General features: G+C 72.2%; 12 protein-coding genes. 2 read left to right on the forward strand and 10 right to left on the reverse strand.

The window, feature by feature from the left end:
* Positions 1-3: 3 nt before the first annotated feature.
* The 4 genes from ABZ794_RS23315 to ABZ794_RS23330 form a co-directional block, all read right to left on the reverse strand.
* The gene (locus ABZ794_RS23315; protein ID WP_210784686.1) at positions 4-1,848 is read right to left on the reverse strand and encodes a S9 family peptidase; all 1,845 of its coding nucleotides are present in this window, start codon (positions 1,846-1,848) and stop codon (positions 4-6) included.
* Complete coding sequence (locus tag ABZ794_RS23320; protein ID WP_238688120.1) at positions 1,849-3,627, reverse strand: N-acetylglutaminylglutamine amidotransferase; 1,779 nt, start codon at positions 3,625-3,627, stop codon at positions 1,849-1,851.
* A gap of 99 nt (positions 3,628-3,726) precedes the next feature.
* A complete protein-coding gene (locus tag ABZ794_RS23325; RefSeq protein WP_357517528.1) occupies positions 3,727-6,396 on the reverse strand; it encodes a carboxylate--amine ligase/circularly permuted type 2 ATP-grasp protein in 2,670 nt (889 codons plus the stop codon).
* A gap of 113 nt (positions 6,397-6,509) precedes the next feature.
* Positions 6,510-7,076: a DJ-1/PfpI family protein gene (locus ABZ794_RS23330; protein ID WP_357517530.1), complete on the reverse strand. Its 567-nt coding sequence runs from the start codon at positions 7,074-7,076 to the stop codon at positions 6,510-6,512.
* Positions 7,077-7,129: 53 nt separating this feature from the next.
* Between ABZ794_RS23330 and ABZ794_RS23335 the strand changes: the two genes are divergently transcribed.
* Entirely contained in the window at positions 7,130-8,074 is a 945-nt protein-coding gene (locus ABZ794_RS23335) for a DJ-1/PfpI family protein (protein WP_357517532.1), read from the forward strand.
* 123 nt (positions 8,075-8,197) lie between these two features.
* Here ABZ794_RS23335 and ABZ794_RS23340 read toward each other — a convergent pair whose 3' ends face one another.
* The 5 genes from ABZ794_RS23340 to ABZ794_RS23360 form a co-directional block, all read right to left on the reverse strand.
* Entirely contained in the window at positions 8,198-9,568 is a 1,371-nt protein-coding gene (locus ABZ794_RS23340) for a cellulase family glycosylhydrolase (protein ID WP_357517534.1), read from the reverse strand.
* A gap of 110 nt (positions 9,569-9,678) precedes the next feature.
* Positions 9,679-10,281 carry a dihydrofolate reductase family protein gene (locus ABZ794_RS23345; RefSeq protein WP_357517536.1) on the reverse strand — a complete coding sequence of 201 codons (603 nt, stop codon included), beginning with the start codon at positions 10,279-10,281 and terminating at the stop codon, positions 9,679-9,681.
* A gap of 136 nt (positions 10,282-10,417) precedes the next feature.
* The gene (locus tag ABZ794_RS23350; RefSeq protein WP_210784679.1) at positions 10,418-10,984 is read right to left on the reverse strand and encodes a TetR/AcrR family transcriptional regulator; all 567 of its coding nucleotides are present in this window, start codon (positions 10,982-10,984) and stop codon (positions 10,418-10,420) included.
* A 4-nt stretch (positions 10,985-10,988) separates the two neighbouring features.
* Positions 10,989-11,549 carry a carboxymuconolactone decarboxylase family protein gene (locus tag ABZ794_RS23355; protein WP_210784678.1) on the reverse strand — a complete coding sequence of 187 codons (561 nt, stop codon included), beginning with the start codon at positions 11,547-11,549 and terminating at the stop codon, positions 10,989-10,991.
* A 34-nt stretch (positions 11,550-11,583) separates the two neighbouring features.
* Complete coding sequence (locus tag ABZ794_RS23360; protein WP_210784677.1) at positions 11,584-11,943, reverse strand: hypothetical protein; 360 nt, start codon at positions 11,941-11,943, stop codon at positions 11,584-11,586.
* A 170-nt stretch (positions 11,944-12,113) separates the two neighbouring features.
* Between ABZ794_RS23360 and ABZ794_RS23365 the strand changes: the two genes are divergently transcribed.
* Positions 12,114-13,091 carry an aldo/keto reductase gene (locus ABZ794_RS23365; protein ID WP_238688112.1) on the forward strand — a complete coding sequence of 326 codons (978 nt, stop codon included), beginning with the start codon at positions 12,114-12,116 and terminating at the stop codon, positions 13,089-13,091.
* Here the strand turns inward: ABZ794_RS23365 and ABZ794_RS23370 are convergent.
* Positions 13,085-13,849, reverse strand: coding sequence for a DUF2071 domain-containing protein (locus tag ABZ794_RS23370; RefSeq protein ID WP_357517540.1), 765 nt, complete (start codon positions 13,847-13,849; stop codon positions 13,085-13,087). The two genes, ABZ794_RS23365 and ABZ794_RS23370, sit on opposite strands and share 7 nt — an antisense overlap.
* Positions 13,850-13,862 lie beyond the last annotated feature (13 nt).

Here is a 13,862-nt window from a genome sequence, read left to right on the forward strand (position 1 = left end):
GCCTCAGCCGACGACGGTCGCGGTCGCGGCGAGGTGCCGGGTCAGCCAACCGGTGGTGGCCGTACGGGCCGCCTCGGCGTTGGTCCGCGACAGGAAGTCGTGCCCCTCCCCGGCGAGCACCAGGTGCCCGTGCGGCACCCCCCGGTCGGCGAGGGCCTGGGCTACCTGCGCCGACTCGCCCGCCGGCACGTTGGTGTCGTTGGCGCCGTGGATCAGCAGCACCGGCACGTCCAGCCGATCGATGTGGGTCAGCGGGGAGAGGTCGCGCAGCAGGTCGGCGTCCCGCTGGGGGTCGCCGTACTTGCTGACGGCGGCGGCGGCGATCCACGGCTCGGTGCCGGCGAAGAAGGTCCGGAAGTCGGAGATGCCGCACTCGGCGACCCCGGCGGCGAACAGACCGGGGAAGTTCACCAGCACCGCGAGGACCAGGTAACCGCCGTAGGAGCGGCCCAGAACGCCGAGCTGGCCGGGCCTGGCGACGCCGGCGTCGACGAGGAAGTCGGCGCAGGCCGCCACGTCGGCGATCGCACCGTAGCGGCCGGCGAGGTTGTCGGCGGCGACGAACGAGCGGCCGAAACCGGACGACCCCCGGACGTTGGGCGCGAAGACCGCGATGCCCTGCGCCACGAGGGCCTGGAACAGTGGGTTGTAGCCGGGGCGCTCCTGCGCCTCCGGGCCCCCGTGCAGGCTGATCGCCGTCGGCCAGGGGCCCTGCCCGGCCGGGCGGTAGAGCCAGCCGGAGAGCGGCAGCCCGTCACGCGCGCGCAGGTCGACCAGTTGCGGCGCGACACCGGCATCGTCAGTGCGCGGGCCGGTGTCCGGCCGCAGCGGGCGCGGCGCCCCGGTCGACGGGTCGACCAGCCACACCTCCCGGGGCTGCACCGACCCCTGCGCGGTGAGGCAGAGCAGGCCGCCGTCGGCGGCGAAGACGGCGTCGCCGAGCACCTCGCCGGGTGCGGTGACGGCACGCTGCACACCGCTGGCGAAGTCGAGCAGGCTCAGCTCGCTGCGCCCGCCGTAGGTGTTCCACAGCAACGCCCCGCGCTGCCCGTCCGCGCTGGGCGTGACGTGTTCCAGCTCGGCGTCCGGTCGCCCGGCCAGCCGGGTCGGCGGCTGCTCCGGTCGGGCCAGGTCGACCCGTACCAGCGCGGCGAGTTCGGAGTACGCGTCGGTGCGGGCCAGCACGCTCGTGCCGTCCGGGCCGAACCAACCCTGGTCGGTGCTGCCCCGCCCGGTATCCGGGAAGAGTCGCCGGCGAACGCCGGTGGCCACGTCGAGCACCTCCAGCCAGCGGGCGTTACGGGGGCCGCGGCGCAGCAGCGCGGTGCCGGCGTCCGGGGTCACGTCCAGGAGGGTGAGCAGGTCGCCCTGGGCGAGCACCCGCCGGTGCCCGGTGGCCGCGTCGACCAGCAGGGCCTGCCCGTGCTCGTCGGTCTCGGTGACCGCCAGCACCGCGCCGTCGGGCAGCCAGCCGGCCAGCGCGGCGCTGCGGCGACCGAACCCGGCGACCTGGTGGCGTCGCGTGCCGTCCGGGCGCAACACCCACAGCTCGGTGCGGGGCGCGCCACCGGGGGCGACGACACAGGCCAACCACTTGCCGTCCGGGGACCAGCTCAGCGCGAGGACCGGCTCGTCGCCGACGGGCAGCGCGACGGGCGGGCCCGCGTCGACCGGGCAGACCCAGACGCCGGGCGTGCCCGCCCGGTCGGAGAGGAATGCCACCTGGCGCCCGTCGGGGGACGGCGCGGGGGCGAAGTCCTCGCTGATCGGCACCGGCGACGACACCGGCCGGTGGCTCGCGGGTCGGGGCCGCCGGGTGGTGCGCGGCGGCTCAATCCGTACGCTCATCTAAACCCCGATCCGCTGCAACCAGAGCTCCAGCAGCCCGAGCTGCCAGAGCGCGTTGGAGCCCAGCGTGGTCCGCTGGGCGTTCGGCGCGTCCAGCAACTCCTCCAGGTAGTCCTTGCGGAACAGGCCCCGCTCGCGCGCCGGTCGGGCGGTCAGCGCGTCCCGCACATCGTCGAGCAGTGGGCCGGAGAGGTGCCGGATGGCGGGCACCGGGAAGTAGCCCTTCGGCCTGTCGATCACCTCGTCCGGGACGATGCCCCGGCTCGCCGCCTTCAGCACCCCCTTGCCGCCCTGCGCCAGCTTCATGCCGGGTGGGCAGGCGGCGGCCAGCTCGACCACCTCGTGGTCGAGGAACGGCACCCGCGCCTCCAACCCCCACGCCATCGTCATGTTGTCGACCCGCTTGACCGGGTCGTCGACGAGCATCACCAGGCTGTCCAGACGCAGCGCCGCGTCCAGCGCGGTGTCCGCGCCGGGCGCGCCGAAGTGCGCGGCGACGAACTCCAGGCTGGCGTCGTGGTCGAGCATCCACTCGGGCGCCAGCTGCCCGCCGAGCACGTCGTGGCGACGATCGAAGAACACCCGGGCGTACGCCTCGACGGCGTCCGCGCGGGCCACGTTGGCCATCGGCGGGTACCAGTCGTAGCCGGCGAGGATCTCGTCGGCGCCCTGCCCGGACTGCACCACTGTGATGCGCTGCGAGACCTCCTCGGAGAGCAGGTGGAACGCGACGCAGTCGTGGCTGACCATCGGCTCGCTCATCGCCGCGATGGCCTGGTGCACGGCGGGCACGAACCGCTTCGCGCCGATGCGGATCTGCTGGTGGTCGGTGTCGAAGTGGCGGGCCATCAGGTCGGAGTAGTGGAACTCGTCGCCGCTCTCCCCCGCCGCCGCCTCGAAGCCGATGCTGAAGGTGGCCAGGCCGGTCTGACCCTGCTCGGCCAGCAGGGCGACGATCAGGCTGGAGTCGAGACCGCCGGAGAGCAGTACGCCGACCGGCACGTCGGCGACCATCCGCCGTCGTACGGCGGTGCGCAACGCCGCCATGAGCCGTTCCTGCCACTCGTCGGCGGACATGGCGGGGACGGCGCCCCGGTTGAACTCCGGCCGCCAGTAGGTGGTGTCGGTGCTCCGCCCGTCCGCGGTGATCACCCGCACGGTGGCCGGTGGCAGCTTGCGGACCCCGGCGAGGATCGTGCGCGGCGGCGGCACCACCGAGTGGAAGCTCATGTAGTGGTGCAACGCCACCGGGTCGAGGTCGGTGTCCACGTCACCGGCGGCGAGCAACGCCGGCAGGGTCGAGGCGAAACGCACCCGGCCATGTCCCTCGGCCAGGTAGAGCGGTTTGATGCCGAGCCGGTCGCGAGCCAGCACCAGGGTGTGCGTGGCCAGCTCGACCAGGGCGAACGCGAACATGCCGTAGAACCGCTCGACGCAGGCCGTCCCCCACCGGTGGTACGCCTTGAGGATCACCTCGGTGTCCGAGGTGGACCGGAAGGAGTAGCCGGCGGCGGTCAGTTCGTCGCGCAACTCCCGATAGTTGTAGATGCAGCCGTTGAAGACCATTGCCAGACCCAGCTCGGTGTCGACCATCGGCTGGGCGCCCGCGTCGGACAGGTCGATGATGCGCAGCCGGCGGTGCACCAGGGCCACCGGCCCCTGCTGCCACCGACCCTCGCCGTCCGGGCCCCGGGAGGCCAGCGCGGGGAGCATCCGCTCGACGGCGGCCAGGTCCGCTGGCGCCCCGTCGAGGCGGAACTCGCCTCCGATACCGCACATGGCACACACCTTTCGTCGGCTGAATCCGCTGAGGGCCGCTGACCGGTCCAGGCTTGGCGGACCGGGTTGCGTCCCGATGACGGGTGGGTCAAGCGTCGGTTACGCCGACGGTTCGTCGGCTCCACCGAGCAGCCAGGTGTCCTTCGACCCGCCGCCGCGTGACGAGTTGACGATCATGCTGCCGGCCGGAGCCACCCGGGTCAGCGCCACCGGCGCGACCTCGGCGGTGTCGCCGAGGAACACGAACGCCCGCAGGTCGACGTGGCGGGGAGCCAGCGCCGTGCCGTCGAAGACCGGGTGGGTGGTCAGCGCGATCATCTCCTGGGCGATCCACCGGTGCGGGGCCGCGAGGATCTGCTCCCGGACGGCGTCCAGCTCCTCCGCCTCGGCACGCGGGCCGATCACCACCCGGTCACCGCCGTACCCGTCGACCGGCTTGAGCACCAGCTCGTCGAGCCGGCCCAGCACCTCGGCCCGCTGCTCGGGCAGCCCACACAGGTACGTCGGCACGTCCCCGAGCAGCGGTTTCTCGCCCAGGTAGTACTCGATCAGCCGGGGCACGTACGCGTACAGCGCCTTGTCGTCACCGACACCGTTGCCCAGCGCGTTGGCCAGCGTGAGCCGTCCGGCGTGCACGGCGGCGAGCAGCGGCCAGCCCAGCGGCACCCCGTCCGCGCCAGGCGCGTGCAGCAGCGCCTCCTCGTCCATCCGCAGGTAGATCACGTCGACCTCGCGGCGGCAGCCCTCGCGGACCAGCCGGACCCGACCCTCCTCCACCAGCAGGTCGCTGGTCTCGGTCAGCGGAACCCCCATCTCGTCGGCGAGCAGCCGATGCTCGAACCACGCCGGATCACCGGGGCCGCTGCTGAGCACCACCACGGCGGGGTCGTCGGCCGCGGCGGGCGCGGCGGCGACCAGCGCCCGGTACAACATCGCCGGCGTCTCGTCGGCGGGCAGCAGATCCTCCGGCACCGGCAGCTCCGGCAGCACCGCCTGGGTCAGCCGACGGTTCTGCACCGCGTAGCCGATCCCGGAGGGCACCCGCAGGTTGTCCTCCAGCACGTACCAGCCGCCGTCCGGGTCCCGGACGAGGTCGGTGCCGGACACCTGGGCGCGCGTGCTCCGTCGGCCCATCAGCGCCCCGGTCGGGCGCAGCCCGGGTGAGGACTCCACCACCCACGCCGGAACCACGCCGTCGGCCACCACGGCCCGGTCGGCATAGACGTCGCGCAGGAACGCGTCGAGGGCGCGGGCGCGTTGCACCAGGCCGGTACGCAGGGTCCGCCAGTCGGCGGCGGGCACCACCCGGGGCACCAGGTCGACCGGGAAGAGCCGGGTGCTCGCCTCGCCGGCCACGCTGAACGTCACCCCCCGGGCCCGCTGCTCCTCGTCCCGGTCGTGTTCGCGTTGGCGCAGGGCGCCGGCACCGAGTTGGCGCAGGGCCGCGAGCATCGGGGCGTACGCCGGTTGCGGTCCGGCCGGTCCGAAGACCTCGTCGCCGGCGTCGGCGTACGTGGGCAGCGCCGGCGGTGTCGGCGCACCCGGCAGCGGACCGCGGACCCGGCCCCGGGTCTCGTCGAGCAGCAGGTCGACCACGTCGGCCAACCGGCCCCGTCGCTCGTACGCCCGCCGCTGCCGGGCGGCGGAGCTGCCGCGTTCCAGCGCGTACCGGGTCAGCTCGCCGACCTGCTCCCAGTCCCCGGTCGCCTCCAACTGTGGGCGCAGGTCGGTCACCAGGCGGCGGACCGCCTGGGCGGCCGGCACCGGTCGGGCCGACCGGGGCAGGTCGAGCAGGTCACCTTCCAACCCGGAGCGGGCGGCCCGCCACACGGCGGCGCGCAGCACCGGTGGTCGTACGGCAGTGCGCTCCGCCCCGGCGCGCAGGGCGGCGACCTCCCGCCGGACGAGCGCCCGGAACAGGCCGGTGAGCAGGACGATGGTCTCCACGTCGGCGTTGGCGTCGGTGATCCGCAGCTCCACCGTGGGCACGTGCGCCGACGGCCGGACGTCGAAATAGATCATGGCGGGGTCGGTGATGGTCTCGGAGGAGATCAGCTCGGCGACCAGCGCCTCGTGGTCCGCGGCGCTGGTCACCTCGCCCGGGTCACCGGCGGTGGGCCAGCGCTGCCAGACCAGGGACCGGACGCTGGCATAGCCACTGTCCTGGCCCATCCAGTACGGCGAGCTGGTGGAGAGGGCGAGCAGCACCGGCAGCCACGGCTGGACCCGGCGGGTGACCGCCACCGCCAGGTCCCGGTCGGAGACGCCGACGTGCACCTGCGCGCCGCAGATCAACTGCTCCCGGGCGAGCAGCTGGTACTCGTCGAGCATCCGCCGGTAACGGGAGGTGGGGGTGACGCTGGGGTCGCCGTCGGCGCGCAGCGGCACCGTGCCGGCCGCCACGATGCCCAGACCGGCCCGGTCGGCGACCTGGACGGCCGCCTGACGCAGCCGGGTCAGCTCGGCACGGATCTCGTCCAGGGTGCGGCAGACCGCGGTGTTGGTCTCCACCACGCTGCGGTGCAGCTCGGCGGTGAACGAGGCCGCCGGCAACCGGTCGAGCAACTCTCCGGCGCGGGGCACCAACTCCCGGGTGTGCAGGTCGACGACGTGGAACTCTTCCTCCACCCCGATCGTGGCCAGGTCCGCCGGATCGCCGTCGTCCAGCGACAGGAGCGGGTTCGTACGGGGGGTGGGCAGCGTCCGGCCGTTGCCGGACCGGCCCACCGGCTCGTCGTACGTCGGCGCGTTCGTGGTGTTGTCGGCCATGGTCACCCCGGTTCGCGTGTCGGTGGTCTCGACTGTCCGACGAGCGTTCCCAGGGTTGGTACCGGGGGTGTTTCCGGCGCGTTAAGGTGACGCGCCCGTTCTGTCCGGGCTGCTCAGCGACGCGGCGCCCGGTACTCGATGGACGCCGCGACCCGATCGGCAGTGGCGGCGCCGAGTTCCCGTTCGGTGAGCCACAGACCCAGATCGAGCCCGGCCGAGAGCGCGCCAGCGGTGACCCGGTCACCGTCGTCGACCACCCGCTCGTCGAGGACTGTGACGTCGTGGGCGCGCAACTCGTCGTACGCGTTGCGGTTGGTGGTCGCCCGCCGGCCGGTCAGCAGGCCGGCGGCGGCGAGCAACAGCGCACCGGTGCACACCGACGCCATCCACCGCGCCGATGGCGCCAACGCCGCCAGCTTCGCCGGCAGCACACCGCGCTGCGCCTGCGCCCAGGCGCCCTCGGGGGCCCGGTTCAGCCATCCGCCACCTGGGACGACCACGCCGTCGGTCTGACCCAGCACCTCGGGCAGCTGAAGTTGGACACCACGCATGCTGGTGACCGGCCCCGATCGTTCGACGGCGACCAGCGCCACGTCGAAGCCGGCCATCGACAACACCTCGAACGGCCCGAAGACGTCCAGTTCGTCGAAGCCGTCGAACACCACGATCTCGATTCGCATACGGCCCAGAATCTCCTGCCGACCGGGCGGCGGCGAGTGGCATCCTTGCCATCATGCGTAAGAAACCCGCCACGCATCGGGTCGCCGTCCTCGCCCTACCCACTGTTGTCGCGTTCGATCTGACCATCGCAACGCAGGTGTTCGGCCACGAGGGCCACGGCCGGTACGCGATGACGGTGTGCGCACTGGACGGTGGTCCGGTCACCACCACCACCGCCGGCCTGGAGCTGACGGTCGCCGCGACGCTCGACGCGCTCGACGGTGCCGACACGGTGATCGTTCCCGGATTCCGCCGTGGCCCGGCACCGCCGCGTGCTCTCGAGGCCCTGCGGCAGGCACACCGTCGTGGCGTCCGCATCGCGTCGATCTGCACCGGCGCCTTCGCGCTGGCCCAGGCCGGTCTGCTCGACGGCCGCCGCGCGACCACCCACTGGGCACACGCCGACGCGCTCGCTCGCGAGCATCCACTGGTGTTCGTGGACGCGAGTGCGCTGTACGTCGACGAAGGCGAGATGATCACCAGCGCCGGACTCGCCGCCGGTCTGGACATGTGCCTCTACCTCGTCGGCCGCGACCACGGGCAGGCTGCTGCCATCCAACGGGCCCGCCACATGGTCACGCCGCTGCACCGAGCCGGCGGTCAGGCCCAGTTCATCCCGGTCGGCGTTCCGGGTGAGGGCGACGAATTGGCCGGGGTCATCACGTGGGCGAGCGGCAACCTGCACCGCCCGATCACCGTCGCGGACCTTGCCCGGCAGGGTGTGATGTCCAGCCGTACGCTGCACCGCACCTTCCAGAGTCGGTTCCGGATGAGCCCACGAGCGTGGTTGATCCAGCAACGGCTGCGTGCGGCCTGCACCCTGCTCGAGAACGGCGGGATCACCATCGACGAGGTCGCACGGCGTACCGGCCTGGGCACGGCGACCAACCTCCGTGCGCATTTCCAGCGGGCCTTCGCCACCACCCCCACCGCGTACCGGCGGGCTTTCACACAGTGACCCTTCGGCGGTGGCGGTGGCGTGGCCGTGGTGGCGGTCGGTGATGTCGGGGTGTCCCGCCGGCCTGGACACCCCGACATCAGCAGTCTCGATTCGATCAATCCCGGTCAAGCAGGGGCGGGATCACCTCATGTTCGTCACCACGAACGGCGCGTGGCCGTGCAGGTAGTTGGTCCACCCACCGGTCACCGGCGCCCCCGGGCTGAGCAGATTGGTGGTGTCGGTGCCGACGTCGAGCTTCCAGGCCGTCCAGGAGATGCCGTTCGCCTTCATCCAGTCGATCCAGGACTGCGCCTCCGGCAGGCAGGCCCGACCGTCGAGGCCGCCATCGGCGTTGCTGGCGCCCCACTCGGTGACGAACAGCGCCAGACCCGCGCGGATCGCCGCGTCGCCCTTGGCACGCAGCGACGCCCCGTGCGTGCAGGAGTAGAAGTGCAGGGTGTACATCAGGTTGGTGCCGGTGACCGGGCTGGCCGCAGCGACGTCCACGTCCTGTGACCAGGTCGGGGTGCCGAGCACGACGATGTTGTCCGGGTCGGCGGCGCGGATCGCGGACACCACCGCCTGGTGGTACGGCTTGATGACGTTGGTCCAGCTGACCTGGAGCGGCTCGTTGTAGGGCTCCCAGATGACGTTGGGCAGGTGGCCGTACCGGCGGGCCAGGTCGCCGAAGAACGCCACCGCCTGGGACTGGTTGTTCTGCGCCTCGTGCGCGTGCCAGTCGACGATCACGTAGACCCCGGCGGTGACCGCGTTGTTGATGATGGTCTCCACCTGCGCGCGCGCCTTGGCCGGATCACTGAGGTACGCCCCGGCCGGCTCCACGCCCATCGCCGCGCGGATCACCTGCAGGTTCCAGTTGTCGCGCATCCAGGTCAACGCGGAGAGGTTCTCGGCGTACGGGGCGGTCTCCCAGTTGAGCCACATGCTGCTGATGCCCCGCAGCTGCACCCGCGCGCCGGACCTGTCGCACATCGTGGTGCCGCAGACCCGCAGTTGCCCGTGCCGCTCGACCGGCGTACCGGTGGTCGGCGGCGGCGTGGTCGGCGGCGGGGTCGTGGGCGGCGGGGTGGTCGGGGGCGGCGGGGTGGTCGGGGGCGGGCCGCCGGCGCAGAACGCGCCGTTCACTGTGCAGTTGACCGGGGTGCCGGTGCCGTTGACGAGGAAGCCGAACGAGGTGGAGGCGCCGGCGGCGAGGGTGCCGTTCCAGGACACGTTGGCGAAGGTGTAGTGGCTGCCCGAGGTGCTCTGTTGCGCGTTCCACGACTGGCTGACGGTCGAGGAGGACGGCAGGTCGAACTCGACCCGCCAGCTGGTGATCGGTGCGGAGGTGTCGTTGGTGACGGTGACCTGCCCCTGGTAGCCGTTGCCCCAGTTGTTCGTCACGGAGAACACGGCTGTCGCCGCGGCGGCCGGCGTGGCGGCGACAAGTGCCACCCCACCGGCGAGCAGGCCGGCGACGGCCAGGGTCGTGACAAGTCTCAGTGTGCGCATACGGAACCCGCTTCGGATCGACGGTGATGGCCTGAGGCGGGGCGGCGCCTGCGCGCAGGATATAGATCAATCCCTATGGGGGCAAGATGGGGGATTGGTCCCCGCGGCGCTCAGGTCGTTGGGCGTACCCGGTAGGCCAGGTGGGTGACGCCGTCGCCCTCGACGACGCTGAACGGGCCGTCCAGCCGAAGTGGCGCGATCTTCAGGTCGGCGAAGAGCGGGATGCCGGCACCGAGCAGGACCGGGACGAGTTCGACGTGCACCTCGTCGAGCAGGCCGGCCTCGACGACCTGGGCGGCGATGGTGCCGCCGTTGACACCGACCTCCTTGTCCCCGGCGATCGCCTTCGCCCGGGCGATCGCGCTCTCGATGCCGTCGGTGACGAAGACGAAGGAGTCGTTCTCGGGTGCCCAACCCTCCGGCACGCTGTGCGTGACCACCACGACCGGCACGTCCAACGGATGCCGGCCACCCCACCCGCTGGTGATGTCGAAGAGCCGCCGGCCGACGACGAGCGCGCCGGTCCGCTCGGTGAGAGCCCGCAGGTGCCGGGCGCTCGTGGCGGAGGTCCGAAAGGTCAGCTCGGGGTCGGCCGTCGGCGTCTCGACGTCGCCGTTCTCGTACCACTGGAAGAGGTACTCGAAACCACCGTGGGACGCGTCCGCGATGTAGCCGTCCAACGACATCGTCGCCCAGGTCGTCACCTTCGTCATCGATCCACTCCTCGGTCCGTGCCGTGTCGACTCGTCGGCGAGGCCGGCTGCCTCCGGCCCTCGACCCATTGTCGAAGCCGGCGCGACCGCCCTCGACCCGTCGGTCGAGCTTTCCCCTCAGTGTCAGCCTTGGCCGTCAGGGGCGCAGCGCGTTGAGCACGAGGTCGGCGTACCGGCGCCACACCGCCGGGTCGCGCTCGTCGAGCACGATGAGCTGCCGGACCGCTCCGCAGAGGATTACCCGGATGTCCAGCTCCCCGGCGTCCGGGCGAATCTTGCCGGACGCTCGGGCCGCCGCCACCAGTTGCCCGATCAGATCCAGGATGCGCGCGGCGGGCACCAGCCTGCCCTCGAAGAACGCGTCGGCGAGGACCCGGTCGCGGGCGAGGCGTCCGAACAGGTCGGGCACGAAGGAACACCACTCCCGGTACGCGTCGGCGCCGTCGAGCGCCGCGCGGGTGCGCTGCTCCAGCTCCTGAAACTGCCGCTGGACGACCGCGACGATCAGGTCTTCCTTGCTGGGGTAACTGCGGTACACCGTGGCGCGTCCCACCCCGGCCCGCTCCGCCACCTGCGGCACCGTCACCTGGAGACCCTGCTCGCTGAAGAGTTCCCGGGCGGCGGCGATGACCCGCTCCTGGTTACGACGGGCGTCCAGACGCCGGTGGGGAGCATCCGGGTCGCTCGGCGTCGGTGGGGTCATGGCCTCAGTCTGCCCGCTCGGTCTCGTCGGTCAGCAGCGGCTCGTCGCCGTAAACGGTGGTGAGTTCGACGTCGAGCACCGTGGCCACCCGGCCGAACGACCAGTAGTAGCCGATCACCTGGAGCACCTCGACGATCTCGCGCTCACTGAGGGTGTTCCGCGCCTGCTCGAAGAGGTCGTCGGGAACGCGCGGTGACCGCACCACCTCGGCGGCGAACCGGATGAGCGTCCGGTCGTACCTGGAGAGGTGCGGGTTGTCGGCGTCCCGGCTGCTGATGATCTCCCGGGTGCGCTCGTCGACGCCGGCCGCCTCGGACATCGGAGCGTGCTGGGCCGCCACGAACTCGCAATCGGTGTACTCGGCCACGGTGAGGATGACCAGTTCCCGCGAGCGGGCGGGCAGCTCCAACGAGGTGAACTGCGCCCTCGCGAGCTGGATGAAGAGGTTCACCGTGCCGGTCGAGTGGGTCAGCATCTTGACCATCGGGTCGGGCGGCAGGGCGGACAGGACGTCGCGGACGTCGGCCGGAATCGCGTTCGGGTCGGGGTCGGCAAGGCGGGGCATGGCTCTCTCTCCTGCGTTGGTCGTCGAGACGGTTTCAGGCGGGCAGGTCGAAACCCGTCTCGCTGAGGTGGCGGAAGCGGCCGTCCTCGGCGTACGTCCCGAAGATGGCGATCTCCCGTCGGGCGGTCGACCCGTCGGCCAGGGTGATCTCGTAGACGTGTCGTTCGGCGTAGCGGAGACCGTCGCGCAGCTCGTCGAGGACCCGCACGGTGCCGCTGGCGATCTGACCGCGTACCCGGGTCACCATCGCGACGAATCCGGCCCGGTCGAGGGTCTCGCCGTCGCTGCGGTGGGTGTAGTCGGGGGCGTAGAACTCGTCGAGCGCCTCGGTCAGGTCGCGCGTCGGCTCGAAGACCACGGCGCGCAGGGCGTCGCTGATCCGTACCGGATTCATGGGGCTCCTCGTGGGTCGCCGTCGGGCACATCCGGACTCGTAGGTCCGCTTAGCGCCCACCGTACCGGACTCCCGAGTCCACTTCCGGTGAGAGTCGTCACGTGCCCGGGGAGCAGCCGCACCCACCACGGCGGGTGCGGGTCCGCCGGTCCGGTCGTAGCGTGGGGCGCATGCGAACCACCACGCTGGGCAGCACCGGGCCCGAGGTCGGCGTCATCGGCCTCGGCTGCATGGGCATGAGCCACGGCTACGACATCACCGGCCCTCGCGACGACGACACCTCGATCTCCGTCATCCGACAGGCACTGGACCTGGGCGCGACGCTGATCGACACGTCGGACGTGTACGGGCCGTACACCAACGAGGAGCTGGTCGGGCGGGCGCTGGCCGGCGGGCACCGGGATCGGGCCGTGCTGGCCACGAAGGTCGGCCTGGTGGCCACCTCCCCCACCGGCGGCCCCGGCAACTCACCGAAGATCGGCAACAACGGCCGTCCGGAGCACATCCGAGCGGCGATCGACGACAGCCTGCGCCGGCTCGGCACCGACCACGTCGACCTCTACCAGCTTCACCGGGTCGACCCGGAGGTGCCCATCGAGGAGTCCTGGGGTGCGATGGCCGAGGTCGTGGCGGCGGGCAAGGCCCGGCAGCTCGGCCTGTCCGAGGTGACTGTCGCGCAGATCGCGCGGGCCCAGGCGGTGCACCCGGTGGCGTCGGTGCAGTCCGAGTTGTCACTGTGGACGCGCGACCCGTTGACCGAGGTGTTGCCGTACTGCGCCGAGCAGGGCATCGCCTTCCTGCCGTTCTCCCCACTCGGTCGCGGTTTCCTCGCCGGCCGGTTCAGCTCGTTCGACGACCTGCCCGCCGACGACTTCCGGCGCGGCCTACCGCGCTTCCAGCAGGACGCGCTGCGCGCCAACCTCGCCATCGTCGCCCGGGTCCGGGAGATCGCCGACCGGGCCGGCTTCAGCCCCGCGCAGGTCGCCCTCGCGTGGGTGGTCGCCCGGGGTGACCAGGTCATCCCGATCCCCGGCACCAAAACCCCGAAGTACCTGGTGGACAACTGCGCGGCCGCTGACGTGCGGCTCAGCGCCGAGGACCTGGCCGACCTGGACGCGCTGCCCGCGCCCGAGGGTGGCCGCTACTGAGGCTCCGGCGGCCCGGCACCAGGCGGCCGGGCCGCCACCGGCGGGCCGAACCTGACCCCGACACCTGGCGAGTAGAGCACGCTGACCGGTGGCCCGACCGGTGCCGGCAGCCCGGCGGCGGCCACCAACTCGTCATCCAGGTGCAGCACCTCGGCCCGGTGCAGCGGCCAGCTCGGATGCCAGTTCGGCAGGTGCAACGTGCGCCCGTACGCCCGGGTGTGCAGCCCCCAGCGGGCGGTGACGAAGTGTTCGAGCGGGGTCGGCTCGGCGATCGGCTCCCCCACCCGCACCACCATCCGGCTCGTCGCGCCCGCCGGCCCCGGCGAGCGTCGCCGGCAGCGGTAGGTGCGACGGTCGCCGTCGCGGTCCAACCGCATCGACGACCAGAGGTACGGCAGGCGCAGCGTCGCCCGCGCCACCAGCACCGGCAGCAGTCGAGACGCGTCGAGCGACCGGAACACGACGGCTCGTCGGCCGGCGTCGTCGACTGAGTAGAGCCGGACGTTCGTCTCCCAGAAGGTGCCGAAGTACGGCACCCCCGGGCCGCGGCCGAAGCCCAGCCCGACCATCCGGAAACCGATCAGGCCCACGTAGCTGATCCCCTGCAGCGTGTCCGGACGAGTGCCGGCGGGCAGCAACGGCGCGACCACCTCCGGAGCGACGGCCCAGTGCAGGAAGGTGAGGTCCTCCCAGCGCTGACGCAGGAGCGCCCAGGGGAACGCCTGCCGGGGCGCGTGGTCGACCGGATCGGGGTGCACGCTCTCATAGTGG

Source organism: Micromonospora sp. NPDC047187 (genome assembly GCF_040643355.1).
Lineage (GTDB): Bacteria > Actinomycetota > Actinomycetes > Mycobacteriales > Micromonosporaceae > Micromonospora > Micromonospora salmantinae.

Coding starts and splice junctions, on each gene's coding strand:
- ABZ794_RS23315 (WP_210784686.1), bottom strand. CDS start 1,848: ATGAGCGTACGGATTGAGCCGCCGCGCACCACCCGGCGGCCCCGACCC.
- ABZ794_RS23350 (WP_210784679.1), bottom strand. CDS start 10,984: ATGACCCCACCGACGCCGAGCGACCCGGATGCTCCCCACCGGCGTCTG.
- ABZ794_RS23360 (WP_210784677.1), bottom strand. CDS start 11,943: ATGAATCCGGTACGGATCAGCGACGCCCTGCGCGCCGTGGTCTTCGAG.
- ABZ794_RS23330 (WP_357517530.1), bottom strand. CDS start 7,076: ATGCGAATCGAGATCGTGGTGTTCGACGGCTTCGACGAACTGGACGTC.
- ABZ794_RS23355 (WP_210784678.1), bottom strand. CDS start 11,549: ATGCCCCGCCTTGCCGACCCCGACCCGAACGCGATTCCGGCCGACGTC.
- ABZ794_RS23345 (WP_357517536.1), bottom strand. CDS start 10,281: ATGACGAAGGTGACGACCTGGGCGACGATGTCGTTGGACGGCTACATC.
- ABZ794_RS23365 (WP_238688112.1), top strand. CDS start 12,114: ATGCGAACCACCACGCTGGGCAGCACCGGGCCCGAGGTCGGCGTCATC.
- ABZ794_RS23335 (WP_357517532.1), top strand. CDS start 7,130: ATGCGTAAGAAACCCGCCACGCATCGGGTCGCCGTCCTCGCCCTACCC.
- ABZ794_RS23320 (WP_238688120.1), bottom strand. CDS start 3,627: ATGTGCGGTATCGGAGGCGAGTTCCGCCTCGACGGGGCGCCAGCGGAC.
- ABZ794_RS23325 (WP_357517528.1), bottom strand. CDS start 6,396: ATGGCCGACAACACCACGAACGCGCCGACGTACGACGAGCCGGTGGGC.
- ABZ794_RS23340 (WP_357517534.1), bottom strand. CDS start 9,568: ATGCGCACACTGAGACTTGTCACGACCCTGGCCGTCGCCGGCCTGCTC.